Genomic DNA, 23,327 nt, shown 5'->3' with positions numbered 1-23,327 from the left:
CTTTCAAAGTTATACTACCCCAATTAAATTATATTTACCATACAATTTTAAAAATAATTTTTAATTTTTTATTAAGAAATTCGTAAATTAATTTAACACTTTGAATCCATCATCATAGATTTCTTTTTCTATACTATTTAAATTTGTAGGCGTTTCATATTCAATTTCAACGATTTTATAATCCGCACTTACTATAACTTCTTTCACACCTATCATTTGTGATAAACGATGTTGTAATTGTTCAGCTTGTTCATTTGTATTTAATCCTTCAATATTCACGTTACTTCTAGCCATTTTAATTTCTCCTAATCTTTCATTAACTTTTGAAAAGTGACTAATAATTCTTCCATCGCTTCTTCTTGAGCACCATTATTTACTTTATCCATAATACAACTCTTCATATGATAATCTAACAATTTTGTCGCCACACTATTAAGTGCTGATCTTGTAGCTCTTATTTGAGTTAACACATCATCGCAATACACATCGTCTTCAATCATACGATTAATCGCTCTCACTTGTCCCTCAATACGATTGAGTCTTGATTTTAAATTCAGTTTCATCTGTTCAGAATGGTGTGCATGTATTTCACTCGACAAGGCAGTTCACCCTTTCTTTTATTCTATAATATCGTATAGTTTAACGACACTTCTCGTCAAATGCATTTATCAATATATTTAAAAATTGAATATGATATTTTAATTTCTGCATGATACAATAATTGTTAAGAAAATTGATAAAAACTTATACTTTTTGCAAAAGTTATAGCTATAAAGGGAGGCACATCATGTTAGAAATTTTCTCAATGGCTTTTGCCCATTCTACTTTAATTGTTAATATTATCTTAATTTCTGCCTTTCTTTTAAACTTAATTTTTGCGTTCGTTATTATCTTTATGGAACGCCGTAGTGCTGGTTCAATTTGGGCATGGCTTCTAGTATTAGTATTCCTTCCAATTATTGGATTCATATTATACTTATTATTAGGACGTCAAATTCAAAAAGACCAAATCTTCAAATTAAACAAAGAAGATCGTAAAGGACTAGCAATGATTGTTGATGAACAAATCGATGCTTTAGAAAGTGAAGATTTTTCAAAAGGCAATCATCAAATTGTTAAGTTTAAAGAAATGGTACGCATGCTATTATTCAATAATGCAGCGTTTTTAACAACTGATAATCGCATTAAAATTTTTACAGATGGAAATGACAAATTTGATGCATTAATTGAAGACATTAAAAATGCACAAAATTATATACATATTCAGTACTACATTTTCAAAAGTGATGGGTTAGGCCACAGAATACTTTCTGCCCTTGAACAAAAGCTTGAAGAAGGTCTTGAAGTTAAAATGTTATACGATGATATGGGGTCTAGAACATTACGTAAAAAAGATATTAAACACTTTAGAGAAAAAGGCGCACATGTTGAATCATTCTTTCCTTCTAAACTTCCATTGATCAATTTGCGAATGAACAACCGTAATCACAGAAAAATCGTGATTATTGATGGTAAAATTGGTTACGTAGGTGGATTCAATGTAGGCGATGAATATCTTGGTAAAGATAAGAAATTTGGTTATTGGAGAGACACGCATTTACGTCTTGAAGGTGACTCAGTCAATGCGCTTCAATTACGATTTATTCTAGATTGGAATTCTCAATCAAGCCGTGACTTTATTGAATATGATGATCGTTATTTCCCTGATGTAGATTCAGGTGGCTCTATTGGAGTTCAAATCGCTTCAAGTGGTCCTGATGAAGATTGGGAACAAATTAAATATGGTTATTTAAAAATGATTTCATCTGCTAGAGAATCAATTTATATTCAATCTCCTTACTTCATTCCTGACCAAGCATTCCTTGACGCAATTAAGATTGCAGCATTAGGTGGCGTAGAAGTCAATCTGATGATTCCAAGTATGCCTGACCATCCATTTGTGTATTGGGCTACATTAAAAAATGCCGCTTCTTTATTAGATGCCGGCGTTAAGATTTATCAATATGACAATGGTTTCTTACATTCTAAGACCCTTATTATTGATGATGAAATTGCTACGGTAGGAACTGCTAATATGGATAACCGTAGTTTCGTTTTAAACTTTGAAGTAAATGCTTTCGTTTATGATAATGACGTAGCACGTCAATTAAAAGATGCGTTTATCCAAGATATGAAAGTGTCCTATCGCTTAACGAAAGAGCTATACGCTAAACGAAGTACATGGATTAAATTTAAAGAAGGTATTTCTCAATTACTTTCTCCAATTCTTTAATTCTTATATCAGAGAGGCTTAGGTATCCTAGCCTCTTATTTTATTATTTTTGAAAAGAGGTTTCTCATGGACTACCATCAAAAAGTTATTTTAGCACAAAATTATATGCAAAACTTTCATAAGGATGACTATTCAGGTCATGATATTGCTCATGTAGAAAGAGTGACACTACTTGCTCAACGTATCAGAGAACAAGAACAACAAGGCGACGAACTAACTATTACATTAGCCGCTCTACTACATGACGTGATAGATGATAAGTTAACTAATAAAGACGAAGCAGTTCAACAATTGTTAGAATTTTTGAAAACGCTAGAAATAGACGAGGCTACTCAAAATCATATTCTGTATATCATTCAAAACTTAAGTTACCGCAATGGTAAAAACAATAATGTAGAATTATCAATCGAGGGTCAGATAGTTCGAGACGCCGATCGCTTAGATGCCATTGGGGCGATAGGTATTGCTAGGACATTTCAATTTGCCGGTCATTTCGATGAACCGATGTGGACAGCATCACCAAATGATAATGTACCATCAACAGAAACGATCACTTCACTACCTCCGTCAGCGATTCGCCATTTTTATGACAAATTATTAAAGTTAAAAGACTTAATGCATACTACTACTGGAAAAGAACTTGCCCAACAACGCCATGATTTTATGGTGCAATTTTTAAATCAGTTCTATAGTGAATGGCATATTTCAAATAAATAGATATAAAAAAGAGGTTGAACAATTTTTATTGTTCAACCTCTTTATATTGGCTCTACGTCAAATCGGACTGATGAGTCCTAATATTGAGATTAAGCAACCTTAGGTTGTTTAATCTCTTTTTTTGTTGTTGAGGCAAATAGTCGCGAAGTTATAATAATTCGATTACGTAAATTATCATAATTTCTATAACCAAAAGATACCCTTTTAATGAGTTTGATTTTATTATTAATTCCTTCTAACGGACCGTTGGTCAGGTTAGAATATATCATGGTGTTTTCAATGAAAGCTGTTAATCTTCTTAAAGTTCTAATAACTGGACGTAATTTAGGACACACATCTGAAAGATGAATAGAAAAGAGTTTATGAGTAAATTTCTCTATTTGGTTTTCTTTTAATAATCGTCTTAGCTCATGAACGTAGTGATATGTATTAAATAATTCAACATCTACACTTAATAAGTAATTCATAATTCCTTTTTCGGTTTTCCACTCTTTAAATAAACGGACTTTACGATAATTAAATGCTTCTAGCGTTTCAAAAGGTTTAAGAAATAGTTTCCAATAACTTTTATATTTATTATAAAGCGGTCTATTAGAGGTTTTATAACAATTCATTATATGAACTCTAGACATATTTAACGCTCGATTTAAAGATTGAACAATATGAAAACGATCAATAATAATCTTCGCATTAGGAAATAATTGCTTGATTAGCGACATATAGGGTTCATACATATCAATCGTTACAGTTTTGACTTTTTTTCTTAGTTTCAAAGAATAACGATAAAAATGATCTTTCAGCGATTTTAACTTACGATCCGCTACCACATCTACGATGCGGTGCGATACAGCATCTGCATAAATAAAACTCATTTTTCCAATTACATTTTTAACACTTTTAAATTCGTCCATCATTAAGTGTTCAGGTAAAGCATCAAAAGAAGACTGACCTACGTCGCTTGCCGCTTGATTAATCACTCTAGATACAGTCATTGATGATACTAAGCATGACTTGGCGATAGATTTTTGAGAGCGGTATTCTTGTGCTTTATCTAAAACTGCAAGTTTTGTTTTGTTAGAAATAAAACAATGATTATCGACAATATTAGATTTAGCAGTAAAATAACTATCACATGTCTTACAATAAAATCTTTGTTTTTGAAGCTTCAAATAAGCAGGCATTTCCATAATTTTAAGTAAAGTAATCGTTGAAGTTTTCTTACCATTTTTAACTATAGAAAAATTTTCGTTTTTAGTTAAACAATTTTCACAATGTGTAGGTTGATAAGTGAGCTCTGCATAGTAAAACAAGCTCATTCGTCCTTTATATTTTTTCTCAATCACTTCATCTAAAAAATTTAGATTTTTATCTTTAATTCTTAATGTATTTAATATAGACTTACACATAGGCGCATTACCTTTCTTTTTTATTTGGTGTGGTAGCTAATAATTATAGAGGTAATTGCGCTATTTTTGTATTCAAAACATAAAAATTGGACTGATGATTTTTAGTCATCAGTCCAATTTATTATAGAGCCTTTATATTAAGTGCTAGTATATTTATTTTTTCTTTTTGTTGTTTTTAGAAACAACTTGTGTGTTTTTGCCTTTTTTGTTTGAGTCATTTTTATTTTCAAATTTCTCAATCATTGGCGCAACTTCTCTTTTTGCAACCTTTTCATAGTGCATGTTTGCAAAGAATGTTTGGACAATTAAGAACGCCGCACTGACTGACCAGTATAAACCTAATGCTGAAGCTGAACTTAATGAAATCCAAATAATCATAATTGGTGAAATAATCATCATCATGTACGTCATTTGACGTTGTTCTTGAGGCATTTGTTTACTTGAAACCCAAGCTTGGATAAAGTAAAGAACGCCGGCGATGATAGTAATCCAAATATCAGGATGTACTAAATTAAACCATAAGAAGTGTGGATGTTCGGCAATTCCGCCACCAATACGATATTTCAATACAAAGTATAATCCCATTACGACTGGCATTTGAATAAGTACTGGTAAACAACCTAAAGCACTCTTCATAGGATTGATATCGTATTTTTTATAAACTTCCATCATTTCTTGGTTAGCTGCCATTTTTTCTTCCTGAGTACGCGCACGTTTAACTTTTTCTTGTACGCCATCTACTTCAGGTTTAGCAACTTTCATTTTTTCACGCATCATATGACTATTTTTGTAGTTTGAAAGCATGAAAGGTAATAAGATAATACGGATAATTAATACTAACACGATGATGGCAATACCATAATCATCATTAAATACTGAATGGCCTAACCAATGTAATACTTTAGACATTGGTTCTACGAATGTGTTATAGAAAAATCCATCTCTATTACTAGATTTAGAATAATCACATCCAGCTAAAAAGACCATTACCCCTAATAACAAAGGTAGTAACGCTTTCTTCTTCATTTTTACACCTCTATTGATATATTCACATAGGGCTTATTTTATCATAATCAGAGTGTACTAGAAAACAAAAAAAGAAAAAAACTAATATTTATTTGAAATAACTCTGAAATTTGGTAACAGTCTTGTCAATATTATGACTTCTAGCAATTGCTGAAATAACAGAAATACCATCTGCTCCCGCTTCTGCTATTTGGCCTACGTTATCTTCAGTAATACCACCTATAGCTACCATAGGTAACGAAGGATTCATCTCTTTTAATGTTTTGATCATCTCTGGACCCACAGGCTCACTTGCATCTGCTTTAGACGGTGTAGCGTACATAGGACCTACGCCAATATAATCGACGTGAGTTAAATCTGAATGATTGTATTCTTCCTCGTTCCCTACGCTTAAGCCAATAATCTTTTCATTAAACCGTTGAGCGAAAGTAACAACTGTAGCATCATCCTGGCCAACATGTATGCCATCAGCATCAATTTGTTCTGCTAAATCAACATCATCGTTAACTAAGAATGGTACATTATAATCACGACATAGTGCTTGTAATTGCTGTGCTAACTTCACTTTATCTTCGCCTACTAGAGCTTTTGGCCCCTTTTCACGAAATTGAAATAAAGTAATTCCTGCTTCAAGTGCCTCTTTTAAAATAGTTTGAATATCATTACCTTCTGGAACGTCTTGTGTTCCACATATAAAGTACACATTTAAATCGCTCGCTTTAAACATTTATTCCACCTCTAAGCGTTTGACGTGTTGTTCATAAGTTGAATATTCTAATTGAAACATTTCATCTAATAAATGAGATAGGAATGTGCCTGGTCCTTTAACTTGTTCATCCTTTTCAGCAATTTCAGCAGCAATATTATAGAAACTTACCGCTTCTTCAAGGACTTGCAATGATGGGTGTGTTTCTCTGAATAAGAAACTTGCTACTAAACCACCTAATAAACAACCAGCTCCAGTAATCTTCGCTAAAAGCGATGAACCATTTGATAACTGAACTACTTTGTTATCTTGGACAATAACATCTTCTTTACCTGTCAATACAATGGCTGTATTTAGCTTCTCATATGCTTTTTTAGCGATTGTAACAGCATCTAGATTAGCATCTCCATCTGTGCCTTTCATCGTTGTATTTGGATCAACTAATGTTAAAATTTCTGAAGCATTACCTTTAATCACTGACACTTCAACTTCAGATAAGAATTTTTGACAAAATTGTTTGCGATATGTTGAAGCCCCAACCGCTACTGGATCAAAAACAATCGGCGTACCTTGTTGATTTGCGATTTTACCAATTTTTAAAATATCTTCTTCGTTGGCTTTAGTTAACGTGCCAATATTTATTAATAAGGCGCCTGCCACTTTATAAAACTCTTCTGCCTCTTCAGGTGCTTCACTCATTGCTGGGCTTGCTCCAATACTTAATAAACCATTTGCAGTAAAGTTTTTAACGACATCATTGGTATAACAAACAACTAATGGATTTTCATTTCTTAATTTCTCTAAATTATTCATCATCTAATCCTACTTTCTTCATATATGCAAAGTGGTTAACTGGTCCACGACCTTGGCCAATCTCAGGTGTATATTCAATACTTAATGAAATAAATTCTTTAGCTTTTTTAACCGCTTCATAAATTGATTTGCCTTTAGCAAGTTCTGCTGTTATTACTGCTGAAAATGTACAACCAGTACCATGCGTGTGTGGCGTATCAAAGCGTTTATTTTCAAATGTATAAACGTCGTCTTTAGTAAATAGGAAGTCTTTAGCGTTATTTAAATCAGCTGAATGTCCACCTTTAATCACTACGCCTTTACTACCAATTTCATTAATAAAGATGTGTCCTGCTTTACGAATACTTTCTTCAGTATCGATTTTCAGACCTGTAATTTCTTCTGCTTCAGGTATATTAGGAGTTACAACATCAGCTAGTGGTAATAACGTACTTTGTAAATGTTTTTTAGTCGCATCATCCATTAGAGAGTCACCACTTTTAGCTAACATAACAGGATCAATAACGTATGGAATATCAGAATGTTTTTTTAAATATTCTTGTACAAGTTCCATTGTCTCGTGCGTAGCAATCATACCTGTTTTAATTGCTTGTGGTAATTCATCATCGAATACGCTATCAAGTTGTTCTTTAACCCAACTAGTCTCTAAATTATGAATATGTTGAACGCCTTTAGTGTTTTGAGCCACAATGCTAGTGATTGCAGCCATACCATAGACACCACAAGCATGGAATGATTTTAAATCTGCCATTACACCAGCACCACCTGATGGATCAGTGCCTGCTATAGTTAATGCAATTTTTGGTTTATTCATGTTCTTTTCCTCCGAAATTCCATTTTTCATCGATGTATGCCATATTAAAGAAATTGCGTTCATGAATTGTACTTTGTAAGAAGCTTTCTTTAATATCATTTTTTTCTTGGTCGCTACAATTTTCTGTTAGTTCATCTAACATGCGATCAAACACCTCAATTAATGGACGCATTTCTGTACTATAAAAATCAAACCATTTTGCAGTAATGACATCTCTATTTAAATTTTGGTCTTCTAATGCCATTTTAGCTATGACTTCATAGACATATGGACATGGTGCCATTGCAGCAATTGTATATGCAGCATTTTCATGAGCATAAGCATGGTAATACATATGTTTGATGTAATGATCTCCACTTGGTGGCCAAACTTTTTCACGTACAATTTCTTCGTATGGTTCATTAATAAAGTCTGCTAAAATTTCATGTGCTTCTACTTCACCGTCTAACATAAATTCAATTTGTTCTACTAAAAATTTTACATCAGTCATTGTAGGCGCTTTAGGAATTAATAATGCGTATAAATTAGTAAATTCTTTTAAATATGAAGCATCTGCACGTAAATATTGACGCACAGCTTGTTTAGATAATTGTCCTTTTAATAAATCTTGAATAAATCCATCGTTATAAATTTGTTCAATAATTGGTTGTGATGCTTCTTTTAATTCAGTTGAAAAGCTCATCATAATTCCTCCTTAAATATATAAAAAAACTACATTCCCACCTAGCAACGCAGAAATGTAGTCATCCTTTAAAAAGCATGTAAAATTACATAACTACTTTCCTACGTTGGTACTAACCAAATCAGGTTATAAGGGTCTGAACATTCATCTCAGCCATTGTGGTTGGCTCCCCTAGTAGTTTTATTTTATTAATTTTACATTATCAAACAGATATTCATTTTTCAATTAAAAAGCCGGAATATTTCATTAATGGAAATATTCCGGCTGTTTCAAATTTAAGCAGTTACCCAATGTGATGGGCCTTCAGTATTATATAATTTTACAGCTGTAGCATCTTGAACACTTTCAGGTGCTTGAGCTGGTGATACACCTTTATATTCATCAGGTGCTACTGTATCCCATGTAGATTGTAAGAATTGATATTTACCTGCTGCACCAGAACTTGGGTTGACAGCATGAATATCACCACGAGATTCACGTTGTGCGATTTGTTGTAAATGTTCGTTTACATGTACTGAAGAACCACTTGAAGCTGTATTTGTTGTATTGTTACTTGTTGATGCTTGTTGTGGTTGTTGAGATTGATTTGTTTGTGGTGCTTGTTGAGTTTGAGTTGGTTGTTGTTGACTAGTTTGTGTTTGTGAAGTTACCACTTTACCTGAACTTTGATTATTAGAAGTTGAAGCTTGTTGGCTTACACCTTGTTGTTGTGTTGCTTGTGAAGATTGACCAGTTTGACCTGATTGATTGTAGTCCCAACTCCAATTACTACCATCTGATTCAAAGTGGTAAGTGAAGCCATTATAATCAAATGTCATATTATAAGCACCTTGTTGAATAGGGCTATTGTTTAATGATTGATCATTTGATTGAGCTAGTTGTGCTAATTCAGCTTTATTGATTTGAGATTCACTTGCATCTGCATGACCCGCATTTCCAGCTGCTACTCCTAGGCCTACTGCTAATGTTGAAGCAATAATAGTCTTTTTCATAGTGTATATGCCCTCCAATATTTTTTCTTAATCAATTAATTTACAAACCCTACTGTAACATCTGAAGAGCAAGCGCAAGTTACAGCCAAATAAAAAAGAAAGTATCTTTTTTACATAGGAATTACATTAAAATCGTTCTTAAATTAATTAAAAATTCGTTTACAGTTCTTTCATGCCAGTTTTGAAGAATATACGTTAGATTATTATGTATGTAATAAAACTGAAATTTTTCAAACAATTATCGCAAAAATTAAGAACCTCTCCCTATTAATCGAAATCAATAAAGAGAGATTCTGAGTATAATTGAAAGATGTTATATATAAAATAGAAAAGATTGGAGTTAAAGTTTAGAGAGTTGATTTGAATTTAATTAATATTAATAATGTCTAGATTATCTAGGGGATAAGTGTCTTCAATAAACGAGCTATTTGAGAGAATTTCGTTATTTTTAGATTGTGGGGACATAAATTTTATAGTTTCTACATATAATTCTGTTACAAAATGCGTTTGCCCTTCTTTTTCATACTTGCGTGAACGCATCTGGCCAGTGATACCTACTAATGAACCTTGACTAGTATATTTTTCGATATTCGTTGCTGTTTTGCCAAAAGCTTTACAAAAAATATAGTCACAAACAATTTCATTATTATCGTCTTTGTAATTACGTTCAGTTGCAACGCTAAAGGTAGCAATTTTCACCTCTTCCTTTTCATAGATTTGAGCATCTTTAGTCATACGACCTACAATTACTATCTTATTTAGCATGTGTCACCTCCTTCTAAATTTATATTAATGACATTTTAGGTATACGTCAAAACACCATTTTTCAATAAAAATTTACTATTTATAATCAAAATTTGTTATATTTAAAGAAAATAGTTAAAAATTAAATGACTAATTAAATAATTTCTAATTTATTGCATATTTTCAAAATTTTTAGGATGTGATTAAGTGAAGACTTTTAAAGCGGTGCGTTTTCAAATTGTGAATGAAAATGGTGGAATTACTGAATTTGAATTAAAAGATGGCGTTATTATTAACAAAGAAAGTAGTGGAACAGGTTGGTTATTAGAAGTAGTTATTTCAAATGCCCATTATGAAGCTATGAAAAAATACTATAATGATCAAACATTATTAGATATTCGTGTGGTTATTACTAGACCGTCCAATGATCCAGCTTTATTCGACGCTACCATCAAAAGTTTAGTTTCTTTCGATACCACAATGTCTATCGTATTTGAATGTCATATTTATACGTTACGTCAAGTATATGCCGAAAGTTTATTAGAACAATTAGTGGATGAAGGTTTATCAGGAGAAGAATTGAAAATTACATTTAATCGTATGATGCAATCTAAACCTAAACTAAAAGAAGAAAAATTTGAACGAGAATAATAAAAGCACTCTATGATAGTATTAACTATCAAGAGTGCTTTTTTACGATTATGCGTCTTGGATTGCAAATGTAAGTTCACAACTACAAGCAAGTTGACCATCAACGGTAGCTTTAGCCGTACCTTTACCAATTGGACCTTTAATTTTAGTAATTTCAACTTCTAATAACAAAGTATCCCCAGGTGTCACTTGTTTTTTAAAACGACATTTATCAATTCCAGCAAATAAAGCAATTTTACCTTTATTCTCTTCGCTATTAAGCATAGCTACTGCGCCTGTTTGAGCTAACGCTTCAGTAATTAATACACCAGGCATTACAGCGTAATCTGGAAAATGTCCTTGGAAAAATGGTTCATTCCCTGAAACTTGTTTTAAACCTACACAACGTTTACCTTCTTCATATTCAACCACTCGGTCAATTAATAAAAATGGTTGTCTGTGTGGGATAATTTGTTTAATTTGATTGTAATCAAAAATTGTTTCCATTTGAAACTACCTCCAGCAATAATTTATCATTTGATGTCAAAATTAGTCATTGATACGTTCAATATCTGCACCAAGTGATTTTAATTTTTCATGGAAATTAACATAGCCACGATCTAAATGTTTTAATTCTGTCACTTGAGTCGTACCATCCGCTACTAAGCCTGCTAAAATCAACGCAGCTGCAGCTCTTAAGTCAGTTGCTTTAACTTGAGCACCTTGTAATTGGCTCTTACCAGCAATTTTAGCACTTCTACCCTCTACAGTAATATTAGCGTTCATACGTCTAAATTCTGCAACATGCATAAATCTATTTTCAAAGACAGTTTCGGTAATCACTTTATGACCTTCAGCTGTTAATAATAAAGCCATCATTTGAGATTGCATATCAGTTGGAAAACCAGGATGAGGTAATGTTTTAACATCTACTGGTTTTAATTCACCCTCAGCAGTGACACGTACACCGTCTTCTTGGAAATCTAAATTGACACCCATTTCTTCTAATTTATAGATTAGACTTGTCATGTGTTCTTTGACTGCATCACGTACGAAGACATCCCCTCTTGTTATCGCTGCAGCAATAATTAATGTACCTGCTTCGATTCTATCTGGGATAATTGAGTGTTCCACGCCTTTTAGTTTTTCAACACCATGAATAGTGATAGTATCTGTACCTGCGCCTGTGACTTTACCACCCATTTCATTGATATAGTTAGCTAAATCCACAATTTCAGGTTCTTTTGCTACATTTTCAATGACAGTCTTACCTTTAGCTAATGAAGCTGCCATAATAATGTTTTGAGTAGCACCTACACTTGGGAAATCTAAGTGAATATCTGCCCCTTTTAAACCATCTTTAGTACTAGCATAGATGTTACCATTTTCAAGGTGAATTTCAGCTCCTAATGCTTCAAATCCTTTAATATGTTGTTCAATAGGACGAGCGCCGATTGCACAACCACCAGGTAACGCTACAATAGCATGACCTAAACGAGCTAATAAAGGTCCCATAACCAAGACACTTGCTCTCATTTTACTTACATATTCATAAGGTGCTTCCTCATTCAATGTAGCTGACGCATCCACTGTTACTGCGCCCTCTTCTTTATTGTATTCAACTTTAGCGTTTAATGTTGATAAGACATTGTTAATTGTTATGACATCGCTTAAATCTGGAACATTTACCAATTTACTTTGTCCTTCAGAAGCTAATAATGAAGCGGTAAGTACAGGTAATACTGCATTTTTCGCTCCTTCTACTTGAACTTCTCCAGTTAGGCGATTGCCTCCATTTATAACTATTTTATCCATTTTAATCCTCCACTTTAAACTCCTACTATTTTCATCATTTCCCTATTTTAAATAGTTTTATTTATTAATTATATCCACTTTTCAAATTAATTAACAGATATTGATTTATTGGAATAAATATTTTACTTGTGTTGAATATTGTAATAAATCAATCAAAAAGTTGCTAACTGCAGTTCCTAATAAAATTGCCATGAATATTAGACAAACTTGAACTTGAGTAGCATAACCTTTTTTAAATAGGTTATCTAATCTAAGAGAGTTTAATGCCCAATATGCTATACATATACAAATGACATGTAATATTAAATGTATAATTGCAAATTGACCTATATAGTCCATAACTAACTCTCCTTAAAGATTACTGTATTATATTGTACATTAAATATGTATAGAATGATACTCAAGATAATCATTATAAAAATAAGGCTCTACGTCAAATCGGACTGATGAGTCCTAATATTGAGATTAAGCAACCTTAGGTTGTTTAATCTCTTTTTTTGTTGTTGAGGCAAATAGTCGCGAAATTATAATAATTCGATTACGTAAATTATCATAATTTCTATAACCAAAAGATACCCTTTTAATGAGTTTGATTTTATTATTAATTCCTTCTAACGGACCGTTGGTCAGGTTAGAATATATCATGGTGTTTTCAATGAAAGCTGTTAATCTTCTTAAAGTTCTAATAACTGGACGTAATTTAGGACACACATCTGAAAGATGAATAGAAAAGAGTTTATGAGTAAATTTCTCTATTTGGTTTTCTTTTAATAATCGTCTTAGCTCATGAACGTAGTGATATGTATTAAATAATTCAACATCTACACTTAATAAGTAATTCATAATTCCTTTTTCGGTTTTCCACTCTTTAAATAAACGAACTTTACGATAATTAAATGCTTCTAGCGTTTCAAAAGGTTTAAGAAATAGTTTCCAATAACTTTTATATTTATTATAAAGCGGTCTATTAGAGGTTTTATAACAATTCATTATATGAACTCTAGACATATTTAACGCTCGATTTAAAGATTGAACAATATGAAAACGATCAATAATAATCTTCGCATTAGGAAATAATTGCTTGATTAGCGACATATAGGGTTCATACATATCAATCGTTACAGTTTTGACTTTTTGTCTTAGTTTCAAGGAATAACGATAAAAATGATCTTTCAGCGATTTTAACTTACGATCTGCTACCACATCTACGATGCGGTGCGATACAGCATCTGCATAAATAAAACTCATTTTTCCAATTACATTTTTAACACTTTTAAATTCGTCCATCATTAAGTGTTCAGGTAAAGCATCAAAAGAAGACTGACCTACGTCGCTTGCCGCTTGATTAATCACTCTAGATACAGTCATTGATGATACTAAGCATGACTTAGCGATAGATTTTTGAGAGCGGTATTCTTGCGCTTTATCTAAAACTGCAAGTTTTGTTTTGTTAGAAATAAAACAATAATCGTCGACAATATTAGATTTAGCAGTAAAATAACTATCACATGTTTTACAATAAAATCTTTGTTTTTGAAGCTTTAAATAAGCAGGCATTTCCATAATTTTAAGTAAAGTAATCGTTGAAGTTTTCTTACCATTTTTCACTATAGAGAAATTTTCGTTTTTAGTTAAACAATTTTCACAATGTGTAGGTTGATAAGTAAGCTCTGCATAGTAAAACAGACTCTTTCGTCCTTTATATTTTTTCTCAGTCACTTCATCTGAAAAACTTAGATTTTTATCTTTAATTCTTAATGTATTTAATATAGACTTACACATAGGCGCATTACCTTTCTTTTTTATTTGGTGTGGTAGCTAATAATTATAGAGGTAATTGTGCTATTTTTGTATTCAAAACATAAAAATCGGGCTGATGATTTTTTATCATCAGTCCGATTTATTATAGAGCCAAAAATAAAAAAGGTTTGGAAACCAATTTAGCTTCCAAACCTTTATCAATTTATTTTAATTCAGCTACGCGTAAGCGATTTTCTGCTCTTGCTAATGCACGTTTAGCTCGGTTAATATCACTATTATCCTCATCTTCTAAATGTGATAGCGCTCTTTGTTGAGCTAATTTAGCTCTTTCAACGTCAATTTCACTAGCAGCTTCAGCTGTTTGTACAATTACAGATACTTTTTGTTGTCTAATTTCAACAAAGCCACCACTAACAGCTATATACTCAGAACCATCTTTAAAATTCACTTTAACATGGCCTGTTTTTAATGCGGCAACTGTCGGAATATGTCCACTCATGACACCCATTTCCCCAGCTGTCGTTTGAAAAACAACTAGTTCAACGTTATCTTTTTCGTAGACTGAACCATTAGGAGTGACAATATCAAGATTTAAAGTACTCATAATCTATTCCTCCTAATTAGTTTAAACTTCAACACCCATATCTTTAGCTTTAGCAATTACATCTTCCATGCTTCCTACTAAACGGAAAGCATCTTCAGGAATGTGATCATATTTACCTTCTAGGATACCTTTAAAATCAGTTACTGTTGTTTTAACCGGTACATAAGAGCCTTTTTGGCCAGTAAATTGTTCAGCTACATGGAAGTTTTGAGATAAGAAGAATTGAATTCTACGTGCACGTTCTACAGTTAGTTTATCTTCTTCAGATAATTCATCCATACCAAGAATAGCAATGATATCTTGTAACTCTCTATATTTTTGAAGAGTTGATTGCACATCACGTGCAACTTCATAGTGCTCTTGACCAACAATTGAAGGCTCTAACGCTCTAGAAGTTGATGCTAATGGGTCCACCGCTGGATAGATACCCATTTCTGTTAATTTACGCTCTAAATTTGTTGTAGCATCTAAGTGTGCGAAAGCAGTTGCTGGGGCTGGGTCAGTATAGTCATCGGCTGGTACGAATACGGCTTGAATAGATGTTACAGAACCTTTATTCGTAGATGTAATACGTTCTTGTAATTGACCCATTTCAGTTGCTAATGTTGGTTGGTAACCAACGGCTGAAGGCATACGTCCTAATAACGCTGACACTTCAGAACCAGCTTGTGTAAATCTGAAGATATTGTCAATGAATAAAAGTACGTCTTGACCTTGTTCATCACGGAAGTATTCCGCCATTGTTAAAGCCGATAAAGCGACACGCATACGTGCACCAGGTGGCTCATTCATTTGACCGAATACCATGGCAGTCTTTTTGATTACGCCACTATCGCTCATTTCATAATATAAGTCGTTACCTTCACGTGTACGTTCACCAACGCCCGCGAATACTGAAATACCACCATGTTCTTGAGCAATGTTATTAATTAATTCTTGGATTAAAACGGTTTTACCTACTCCGGCACCACCGAATAGACCGATCTTACCACCTTTAATATATGGCGCTAATAGGTCTACTACTTTAATACCAGTTTCTAAAATTTCTACTTCTGTAGATAATTCATCAAAGTTAGGTGCTTGACGGTGAATAGGATCTCTTCTAACTGAAGCATCTAATTTATCTTCTAAATCGATAGTATCACCTAAAACATTAAATACACGACCTAATGTTTCTTCACCAACTGGAACACTAATGTCTTTGCCAGTATTTTGTACTTCCATACCACGTTGTACACCATCAGTTGAATCCATAGCAATTGTACGTACCACATCATCGCCTAATTGCAAAGCAACTTCAAGTGTTAATTCGAAAGTTCCATCTTCTTTAGGGACTTCAATGATAAGGGCGTTATTAATTTCAGGTACTTCATTATGTTCGAAACGAACGTCGATGACAGGACCCATAACCTGAGTTACACGGCCATTACCCATGTTGTTTCCTCCTTTAAAATATTATTCAAGTGCTGCAGAACCGCCAACAATTTCTGTAATTTGTTGAGTGATTTCAGCTTGTCTTGCTCTATTGTATTGTAATGATAAATCATCAATAAGTTCAGTTGCATTATCAGAAGCATTTTTCATTGCAGTCATACGAGCTGCATGCTCACTAGCCTTAGCATCTAGAATCGTTCCATAAATTAAACTTTCAACGTATTGTGGAAGAATAACGCTTAGGATAGATTCTTTATCTGGTTCAAATTCATATGATGACATTTGTCCTTGGCCTTGGCTAGAATCTTCTTGAGATAATGGAAGAACTTGTTTTGTACTCGGTTTGTTTTCAAGAACACTAACATAATGACTATAATAAATCTGCAATTCATCAATATGTTCTTCACTAAATAAGTCTATGGCATATTTTGCAATAGCTTGTATTGATTTGAATGAAGGTTGATCAGGGACGTCAACAAGTGATTTCTCTATTTCATAACCTCTATTTTTAAGGAAATCAACACCAGTCTGACCTAATACCATAATACTGTAATCGTTGTTACTTGAGTGTTTTTCTTTAATATCATTGATTAACTTTTTAAGCACATTGGAACTATATGCACCAGCTAAACCTTTATCACTTGTAATAACTAAATAACCACTACGTTGAACTTGTCTTGGTCTTAACATAGGATGACTTGAATTTTTACTAGCGCCTGCAATTGCTGTAATCGCATCTTGCATTTTTTCCATATAAGGTTCGAATTGCTTAGTATTCTTTTCAGCACGACGTAATTTTGAACTTGATACCATGTTCATCGCTTTGGTAATTTGTTTCATCTTTTTCGTCGATTTTATACGACCATCTATTTCCTTTAGAGAAGCCATTACCTCACCACCTTTTCGAATTAAAGTTTAATTATTCAGATTTACTAAAACTTTTCTTGAATTCGTTAAGTACTGCATCAAATTTATCTTCAGAAGGTAAACCACCAGTTTCTCTGATTTCACCTAATAATTCAGAAGCATTTGATTTAGCCCAACTATTTAATTCATCTTCGAAACGAGTGATGTCTACTACAGGAATATCATCTAAGTAACCTTTAGTTAAGGCATAAATGATTAATACTTGGTTTTCAACTGGTAAAGGTTTGTTTTGATCTTGTTTTAAGACTTCAACAGTACGTTTACCACGTTCTAATTTTCTAGCTGTAAATTCATCTAAATCAGAACCAAATTGCGCAAATGATTCTAATTCTCTATATGAAGCAAGGTCTAAACGAAGTGTACCAGCAACTTTTTTCATAGCTTTAATTTGAGCTGAACCACCTACACGTGATACAGATTGACCCGCATTAATGGCTGGTCTAACACCTGAGAAGAATAAATCTGATTGTAAGAAAATTTGTCCATCTGTAATTGAAATTACGTTAGTAGGAACATAAGCTGAAATATCTCCTGCTTGTGTTTCTATAATTGGTAATGCAGTAATTGAACCTCCACCTAATGAATCATTCAATTTAGCTGCTCTTTCTAATAATCTACTATGTAAATAGAATACATCACCAGGATAAGCTTCACGACCTGGAGGTCTACGTAATAGTAATGATAATTCACGATAAGCGGCCGCTTGTTTAGTTAAATCATCATAGATGATAAGTACATGCTTACCATTAAACATGAATTCTTCGCCCATTGTTACACCTGAGTATGGTGCAATGTATAATAATGGTGCCGGTTCAGACGCTGACGCTGATACTACAATTGTATAATCTAATGCACCAGCTTGACGTAATTTTTCTACATTGGCACGTACTGTTGATTCTTTTTGACCAATAGCTACGTAAATACAGATTGTATCTAAACCTTTTTGGTTTAAGATTGTATCGATACCAATTGTAGTTTTACCTGTTTGTCTATCACCGATAATTAACTCACGTTGTCCACGTCCGATTGGTACTAAGGCATCAATCGCTTTAATACCAGTTTGTAATGGTTCATCAACTGATTTACGAGCCATTACGCCTGTAGCTTTTTGCTCAACAGGACGTGTTTTAGTCGTATTAATTGGACCTTGACCATCAATAGGTTGGCCTAGTGGGTTAACCACACGTCCAATAAGTTCTTCACCTACTGGAACTTCCATAATGCGACCAGTACGTTTTACTTCGTCACCTTCAGTAATTTCACTGTAAGGTCCTAAAATAACTACACCCACATTTGATTCTTCAAGGTTTTGTGCTAAACCAAGAACACCATTTGGGAACTCTACAAGCTCACCAGCCATACAGTCATTTAATCCGTGAATTAATGCGATACCATCACCGATTTGAAGTACAGTACCAACATCATTTACAGACATCTCAGACTCATAATTTTCAATTTGTGAGCGAAGTAATGCACTGATTTCTTCAGCTTTTATGGCCATCTATGTCACTCCTCTTATTTTAGTTAACTCTTCTAAATTTACGTTCAATTTGTTCTAAGTCGTTCTTAACACTACCGTCTAAAACAGTTGTGCCAACTTTCACTCTGAAACCACCAATTAAATCAGGGTTGATTTTAGTATTAATATGTACGTTTGACAACTTAGTTTGGTTAATAATTACATTTCGAATTCTATCTAGTTCTTCTTCAGTCAATTGATAAACTGACTCAACTATTGCTGTATCTTGATTATAGTGAGCGTTATAGAAACTAGTAAATTCTTTGAAAATAGAATTAATTAACGCTAAATGACGGTTATTTGCTAATATCATTAGCATATTTTTTAAGTAATAATTCGCCTCACCGAACACAATTCCTACAAATTTGCGTCTTTCAGAAGCAGGTTTGCTAGGATTTGAATCAATAGCTTTTAATTCTTGTTGATATTGTTGCGTAGCGTCATTCACTACTTTTAACTCTTCATACATTAAATCAAGTCTGTCTTTATCAATAGAAACATCAAATAATGCTTTAGCATATTTTTTTGCTACATCTGCCATTATTTATCGCCTGCCTCTTTAAGATACTTATCAACTAATGCTTTCTGATCTTGTTCAGAAATTTCTTTTTGAAGTACTTTAGAAGCAATCAATACTGATAATTCAGAAACTTGATTATTAATATCTGCAAGTGCGCGTTCTTTTTCACTGTTAATTTCACTTTGAGCAGTTTCAATCATACCATTTGCACGAACGTTAGCTTCATGAACGATTTCTTCATGTTGTTTACGAGCTTGAACTCTAGCGTCTTCAAGGATACGTTGAACTTCATCTTGTGTTTCTTTAAGTGTCTTTCTATTTTCTTCTTCAAGTTTTTGCGCATTAAGTTTTGCTTCTTCCGCTTCATCGATATCTTTATTAATATCTCTTTCACGTTTATCCATTACTTCTTTTAATGGACCCCAAGCAAATTTTTTCAATAATGCTAAGAGGATAACAAATGTTACAACGGTAACAAAAACTGTTCCCCACTCAACACCACCGGCTGCTGCACCCAAAACATATGAATTAGCTAATGCATTCACTGGCATTCGACACTCCTTTCATTATTAATCATCATATTTGCATTAAATAAAACGAACGGCGAAGATCAAAGAGACTTCGCCTCAAAACATTTCTTATCTGAAAAGAGTCATGAATGAAATTACAACACCGATGATTGGTAATGCCTCAACTAAACCAATACCAATGAACATAATACTCATTAATTGACCACGTGCTTCTGGTTGACGTGCTACACCTTCAACTGTTCTAGAAACGATAAGACCGTTACCGATACCTGCACCTAGTGCTGATAAACCGATTGCAATTGCTGCTGCGATTAAACCCATATTAATATTTCCTCCTAAAATTTTTATTTAAATTAGTGTGCGTCCGTTACTTTATGGGACATATAAACCATTGAAAGCATAATAAAGATATATGCTTGGATAGAACCAACAAAGATTGAGAAACCTTGCCATACGATTAAACCTGGAATACCAATTATCCAGCCCCATCCATTTTGGAAGACTAGACCAGCTAATAGTGATAATAATAGTTCACCGGCAAATATATTACCGTATAAACGTAGACCAAGCGTTAATGTAGAAGAAAATTCCTCAAATACATTAATGATTGCTAATGGCCAGAACGGTTTAAAGTAATTGCCTATGTAAGCTTTTGTACCACGCATTTTCACACCATAGTAATGTGTTAATAAAATCATAGTTGTTGATAGTGTTAAAGTCACAGTGGCATCAGCAGTTGGTGATTTCCACCATAACGTATGGTCTTTTGTCACAATAGCAAAAGGTAACCCTAACATATTGGCAACAAAGATGAATAAAATCAATGTTACTGCTAAGAAGTGAAATTGGCCACCTTTTTTCCATGCCATATTACTTTCGATGATGCTTCTTACAAAATCAAAGACCCATTCAATGAAGTTTTGTTTACCCGTTGGTCTTTTCTTTAGATTACGCGTACAAATAATAGCTATTAAAAAAACAATAACTGCAGTAATGACTAACATCAAAATAGTTGATAAGTTGAAAACGATATCAAATCCAAATACATTCCAACTTTTGAGTGGGGATTTGTGATCCATGTACTCACCTCTTTTCATGCAAAATTTTACTCTCTATGTATTAGAGGGCGTATGATGATTAGTACATAAGAAATCATAAGGCCTAGCATTATTCCTATAATATTTACATACTCTTTAAAGAAAAACCAAATCAAGCACGCTAAAATAGCGACTAAATACCTCCAGATATTGCCCGTAGAAATATGTATATTATCTGGTTGCTTTGCCCGAGATAAATAAAATTCAAAGATATATGTATTAATTAAAGCGCCAAACGTTCCTATTATTAATCCTAAAGTAAAAGGATTAGGTTTAACAATGTACAAAACACTTAACAAAATTAAAAAATAGATATAATATTGAATGAATTGTTTGAAGATAATACTAAAACGCTTCATTCGTAGTGCCTCCACAATTACTTATGAGTATCGTGTAAACCGTTCCACTCATACAATTTTAATAATAATATAGCGTATATATCGTGTCAATTCTATTCAAATTGTTGTAAAAATTCCATGCTATTTTGTCACAAAATATTCACATTTTGAATTCTTTTGGCTTTTAAATAGTTAATCCAAAATAATATTTTATACTTTCGCATATTCTTATTGATGCCAAACCATCTCCATATGGATTTTGAGTTGATGCCATATTTTTATAAGTTGCTGAATCATCTAATAATGTTTTTATTTCTGAATAAACATTATCCGCTTCTGTGCCTATCACTTTTAATGTTCCAGCCGCCACACCTTCTGGTCGTTCTGTAACATCTCTTAATACTAAGACAGGTTTATTTAACGAAGGCGCTTCTTCTTGAACTCCGCCAGAATCCGTTAATATGAAATGTGCCTTATTAGCAAAGTTGTGGAAATCTATGACATCTAATGGCTCTATTCTTTCCACTCGCGTTTGGTCACTAAAATATTTACTTGATAAATCTCTCACTTTAGGATTCAAGTGCTGAGGATAAACTACCACTACATCGTCATACTCACTAATAATTTTATTAATGGCTGCGAAAACATTTTCCATAGGAACACCAATATTTTCTCTACGATGCATGGTTAATAAAATTATTTTTTTATTTTTATGCTTATTTAAAACATCTGACGTGTAGTCATTTTTAATCGTAAGATTCAACGTATCAATTGCTGTATTACCAGTTACAATGATAGAATCGCTGTCTTTTTGCTCTTTGATTAAATTTTCAGCTGCATTTATAGTAGGTGCAAAATGTAAGTCGGCAATATTACTTACCATTTGTCGATTGATTTCTTCAGGAAACGGCGCATATTTATCGCCAGTTCTTAATCCTGCTTCTACATGCCCTACAGCTGTTTGATTATAAAAAGCAGCTAAAGCACCTGAAAATGTAGTAGTAGTATCTCCATGCACAAGGACCATATCTGGTTGTTCGTCTTTAATGATATTTTCAAGTTGTATCATAGCGCTAGACGTAATTTCAGATAATGTTTGATTTTCTTTCATGATATTTAAATCATAATGTGGTTGGATATTAAATGTTTTTAAAACTGAATCTAACATTTCTCGATGTTGAGCAGTTACAACAATCATTGGCTCTAATTCGTCGTCATTTTCAAGTGCTTTAACTAAGGGTGCCATTTTAATTGCTTCTGGTCTTGTACCAAAGACTGTCATAATTTTTTTCATATTATTTACTCCTACAACGAATTCACTTTAATACATCAGCTTCATTATTTAGTACCAAATAGTCTATCTCCGGCATCGCCTAAACCAGGCGTGATATATGCTTTATCGTTTAATTTTTCATCTAAAGCAGCTATATAAATATCCACGTCATCATGCGCCTCTTGCATTTTTTTAACACCTTCAGGAGCTGCAATTAAACACATAAATCTGATATTTTTAGCACCACGGTTTTTCAATGAATTAATCGCTTCGATTGCAGATGCACCTGTTGCTAACATAGGATCTACAACGATAATTTGTCTTTCATCAATATCTTGTGGTAATTTCACGAAATATTCTACAGCTTTTAATGTTTCAGGGTCACGATATAATCCGATATGACCTACACGTGCTGCTGGAACTAAGCTTAATACACCATCTGTCATTCCTAAACCTGCTCTTAAAATAGGTACAATAGCTAATTTTTTACCTGCTAATCTTTTAGCTGTCATTTTAGTAACAGGTGTTTGAATTTCGACATCTTGAAGCTCTAAATCTCTTGTTACTTCATATGCCATTAACATACCTACTTCATCAACAAGCTCTCTAAATTCTTTTGTTCCCGTATTCATATCACGGATATAACTTAATTTGTGTTGAATTAAAGGGTGATCAAATACATGTACTTTACTCATTATTTATTTCCT

The 23,327-nt window shown here is 33.1% G+C and carries 28 protein-coding genes and 1 riboswitch; of the genes, 3 read left to right on the top strand and 25 right to left on the bottom strand.

The genetic code is table 11. From position 1 onward, the window contains the following. Window positions 1-87 precede the first annotated feature (87 nt). Window positions 88-294, bottom strand: coding sequence for a putative copper chaperone CsoZ (gene csoZ / locus MT340_RS04175; RefSeq protein WP_243588902.1), 207 nt, complete (start codon window positions 292-294; stop codon window positions 88-90). 11 nt (window positions 295-305) lie between these two features. Further along, window positions 306-563 carry a metal-sensitive transcriptional regulator gene (locus MT340_RS04170; RefSeq protein WP_374188738.1) on the bottom strand — a complete coding sequence of 86 codons (258 nt, stop codon included), beginning with the start codon at window positions 561-563 and terminating at the stop codon, window positions 306-308. A gap of 224 nt (window positions 564-787) precedes the next feature. On the opposite strand from MT340_RS04170, the gene cls reads away from it, so the two are divergent. Together cls and MT340_RS04160 are read left to right on the top strand one after the other, a co-directional pair. Further along, entirely contained in the window at window positions 788-2,272 is a 1,485-nt protein-coding gene (gene cls / locus MT340_RS04165) for a cardiolipin synthase (RefSeq protein WP_243588901.1), read from the top strand. Window positions 2,273-2,338: 66 nt separating this feature from the next. Beyond that, window positions 2,339-2,989 (top strand): HD domain-containing protein, encoded by a 651-nt coding sequence (locus tag MT340_RS04160; RefSeq protein WP_243603599.1) that lies wholly within the window; start codon window positions 2,339-2,341, stop codon window positions 2,987-2,989. 89 nt (window positions 2,990-3,078) lie between these two features. Here the strand turns inward: MT340_RS04160 and MT340_RS04155 are convergent, their stop codons facing one another. The 8 genes from MT340_RS04155 to MT340_RS04120 form a co-directional block, all read right to left on the bottom strand. After that, window positions 3,079-4,395 (bottom strand): ISL3 family transposase, encoded by a 1,317-nt coding sequence (locus tag MT340_RS04155; RefSeq protein ID WP_243588819.1) that lies wholly within the window; start codon window positions 4,393-4,395, stop codon window positions 3,079-3,081. A gap of 153 nt (window positions 4,396-4,548) precedes the next feature. Beyond that, entirely contained in the window at window positions 4,549-5,421 is an 873-nt protein-coding gene (gene yidC / locus MT340_RS04150) for a membrane protein insertase YidC (protein WP_243588900.1), read from the bottom strand. Window positions 5,422-5,509: 88 nt separating this feature from the next. After that, window positions 5,510-6,148, bottom strand: a complete 639-nt coding sequence (thiE, locus tag MT340_RS04145) for a thiamine phosphate synthase (RefSeq protein ID WP_243588899.1) — start codon at window positions 6,146-6,148, stop codon at window positions 5,510-5,512. Beyond that, window positions 6,149-6,940, bottom strand: coding sequence for a hydroxyethylthiazole kinase (gene thiM / locus MT340_RS04140; RefSeq protein WP_243588898.1), 792 nt, complete (start codon window positions 6,938-6,940; stop codon window positions 6,149-6,151). Then, window positions 6,933-7,754 carry a bifunctional hydroxymethylpyrimidine kinase/phosphomethylpyrimidine kinase gene (thiD, locus tag MT340_RS04135; RefSeq protein ID WP_243588897.1) on the bottom strand — a complete coding sequence of 274 codons (822 nt, stop codon included), beginning with the start codon at window positions 7,752-7,754 and terminating at the stop codon, window positions 6,933-6,935. Before thiD ends, thiM begins: the two co-directional genes overlap by 8 nt. Continuing rightward, entirely contained in the window at window positions 7,747-8,436 is a 690-nt protein-coding gene (tenA, locus tag MT340_RS04130) for a thiaminase II (protein ID WP_243588896.1), read from the bottom strand. Before tenA ends, thiD begins: the two co-directional genes overlap by 8 nt. 81 nt (window positions 8,437-8,517) lie before the next feature. Then, a riboswitch (TPP riboswitch) is annotated at window positions 8,518-8,619 on the bottom strand. 92 nt (window positions 8,620-8,711) lie between these two features. Further along, window positions 8,712-9,428 carry a transglycosylase family protein gene (locus MT340_RS04125; protein ID WP_243588895.1) on the bottom strand — a complete coding sequence of 239 codons (717 nt, stop codon included), beginning with the start codon at window positions 9,426-9,428 and terminating at the stop codon, window positions 8,712-8,714. 366 nt (window positions 9,429-9,794) lie between these two features. Further along, a complete protein-coding gene (locus tag MT340_RS04120) occupies window positions 9,795-10,193 on the bottom strand; it encodes a single-stranded DNA-binding protein (RefSeq protein ID WP_243588894.1) in 399 nt (132 codons plus the stop codon). A gap of 186 nt (window positions 10,194-10,379) precedes the next feature. Between MT340_RS04120 and MT340_RS04115 the strand changes: the two genes are divergently transcribed. Beyond that, a complete protein-coding gene (locus MT340_RS04115; RefSeq protein WP_243588893.1) occupies window positions 10,380-10,823 on the top strand; it encodes a YwpF-like family protein in 444 nt (147 codons plus the stop codon). A gap of 48 nt (window positions 10,824-10,871) precedes the next feature. Here MT340_RS04115 and fabZ read toward each other — a convergent pair whose 3' ends face one another. The 15 genes from fabZ to upp all read right to left on the bottom strand — a co-directional run bounded on the left by fabZ (window position 10,872) and on the right by upp (window position 23,315). Continuing rightward, entirely contained in the window at window positions 10,872-11,309 is a 438-nt protein-coding gene (fabZ, locus tag MT340_RS04110; RefSeq protein WP_103298003.1) for a 3-hydroxyacyl-ACP dehydratase FabZ, read from the bottom strand. Between the two features lie 42 nt (window positions 11,310-11,351). Continuing rightward, a complete protein-coding gene (gene murA, locus MT340_RS04105; RefSeq protein WP_243588892.1) occupies window positions 11,352-12,617 on the bottom strand; it encodes a UDP-N-acetylglucosamine 1-carboxyvinyltransferase in 1,266 nt (421 codons plus the stop codon). A 105-nt stretch (window positions 12,618-12,722) separates the two neighbouring features. Then, the gene (locus MT340_RS04100) at window positions 12,723-12,956 is read right to left on the bottom strand and encodes a DUF1146 family protein (RefSeq protein WP_243588891.1); all 234 of its coding nucleotides are present in this window, start codon (window positions 12,954-12,956) and stop codon (window positions 12,723-12,725) included. Between the two features lie 126 nt (window positions 12,957-13,082). Beyond that, window positions 13,083-14,399, bottom strand: coding sequence for an ISL3 family transposase (locus MT340_RS04095; protein ID WP_243588769.1), 1,317 nt, complete (start codon window positions 14,397-14,399; stop codon window positions 13,083-13,085). Between the two features lie 181 nt (window positions 14,400-14,580). Further along, a complete protein-coding gene (locus tag MT340_RS04090) occupies window positions 14,581-14,982 on the bottom strand; it encodes a F0F1 ATP synthase subunit epsilon (RefSeq protein WP_243588890.1) in 402 nt (133 codons plus the stop codon). Window positions 14,983-15,003: 21 nt separating this feature from the next. Beyond that, complete coding sequence (atpD, locus tag MT340_RS04085) at window positions 15,004-16,416, bottom strand: F0F1 ATP synthase subunit beta (protein ID WP_243603598.1); 1,413 nt, start codon at window positions 16,414-16,416, stop codon at window positions 15,004-15,006. 21 nt (window positions 16,417-16,437) lie between these two features. Further along, window positions 16,438-17,304 carry an ATP synthase F1 subunit gamma gene (atpG, locus tag MT340_RS04080; RefSeq protein ID WP_243588889.1) on the bottom strand — a complete coding sequence of 289 codons (867 nt, stop codon included), beginning with the start codon at window positions 17,302-17,304 and terminating at the stop codon, window positions 16,438-16,440. A gap of 31 nt (window positions 17,305-17,335) precedes the next feature. Then, window positions 17,336-18,844: a F0F1 ATP synthase subunit alpha gene (gene atpA / locus MT340_RS04075; RefSeq protein ID WP_103297997.1), complete on the bottom strand. Its 1,509-nt coding sequence runs from the start codon at window positions 18,842-18,844 to the stop codon at window positions 17,336-17,338. 19 nt (window positions 18,845-18,863) lie between these two features. Further along, on the bottom strand, window positions 18,864-19,403 hold the full coding sequence (locus MT340_RS04070; protein ID WP_243588888.1) for a F0F1 ATP synthase subunit delta: 540 nt from the start codon (window positions 19,401-19,403) through the stop codon (window positions 18,864-18,866). Beyond that, window positions 19,403-19,933 carry a F0F1 ATP synthase subunit B gene (locus tag MT340_RS04065; RefSeq protein WP_279390478.1) on the bottom strand — a complete coding sequence of 177 codons (531 nt, stop codon included), beginning with the start codon at window positions 19,931-19,933 and terminating at the stop codon, window positions 19,403-19,405. Before MT340_RS04065 ends, MT340_RS04070 begins: the two co-directional genes overlap by 1 nt. Window positions 19,934-20,020: 87 nt before the next feature. Then, window positions 20,021-20,233 (bottom strand): F0F1 ATP synthase subunit C, encoded by a 213-nt coding sequence (gene atpE / locus MT340_RS04060; protein ID WP_002448651.1) that lies wholly within the window; start codon window positions 20,231-20,233, stop codon window positions 20,021-20,023. 32 nt (window positions 20,234-20,265) lie between these two features. After that, window positions 20,266-20,991: a F0F1 ATP synthase subunit A gene (gene atpB / locus MT340_RS04055; protein WP_243588887.1), complete on the bottom strand. Its 726-nt coding sequence runs from the start codon at window positions 20,989-20,991 to the stop codon at window positions 20,266-20,268. Window positions 20,992-21,017: 26 nt separating this feature from the next. After that, entirely contained in the window at window positions 21,018-21,368 is a 351-nt protein-coding gene (locus MT340_RS04050; protein WP_243588886.1) for an ATP synthase subunit I, read from the bottom strand. 163 nt (window positions 21,369-21,531) lie between these two features. After that, on the bottom strand, window positions 21,532-22,641 hold the full coding sequence (wecB, locus tag MT340_RS04045) for a non-hydrolyzing UDP-N-acetylglucosamine 2-epimerase (protein WP_243588885.1): 1,110 nt from the start codon (window positions 22,639-22,641) through the stop codon (window positions 21,532-21,534). A gap of 44 nt (window positions 22,642-22,685) precedes the next feature. Continuing rightward, the gene (gene upp, locus MT340_RS04040) at window positions 22,686-23,315 is read right to left on the bottom strand and encodes a uracil phosphoribosyltransferase (protein WP_103298948.1); all 630 of its coding nucleotides are present in this window, start codon (window positions 23,313-23,315) and stop codon (window positions 22,686-22,688) included. Window positions 23,316-23,327 lie beyond the last annotated feature (12 nt).

It is taken from the genome of Staphylococcus sp. NRL 16/872 (assembly GCF_022815905.2).
Classification (GTDB): Bacteria; Bacillota; Bacilli; order Staphylococcales; family Staphylococcaceae; genus Staphylococcus.
Note: the sequence above shows the minus strand (reverse complement) of the source record. Positions and strands in the feature narration are given on the sequence as shown.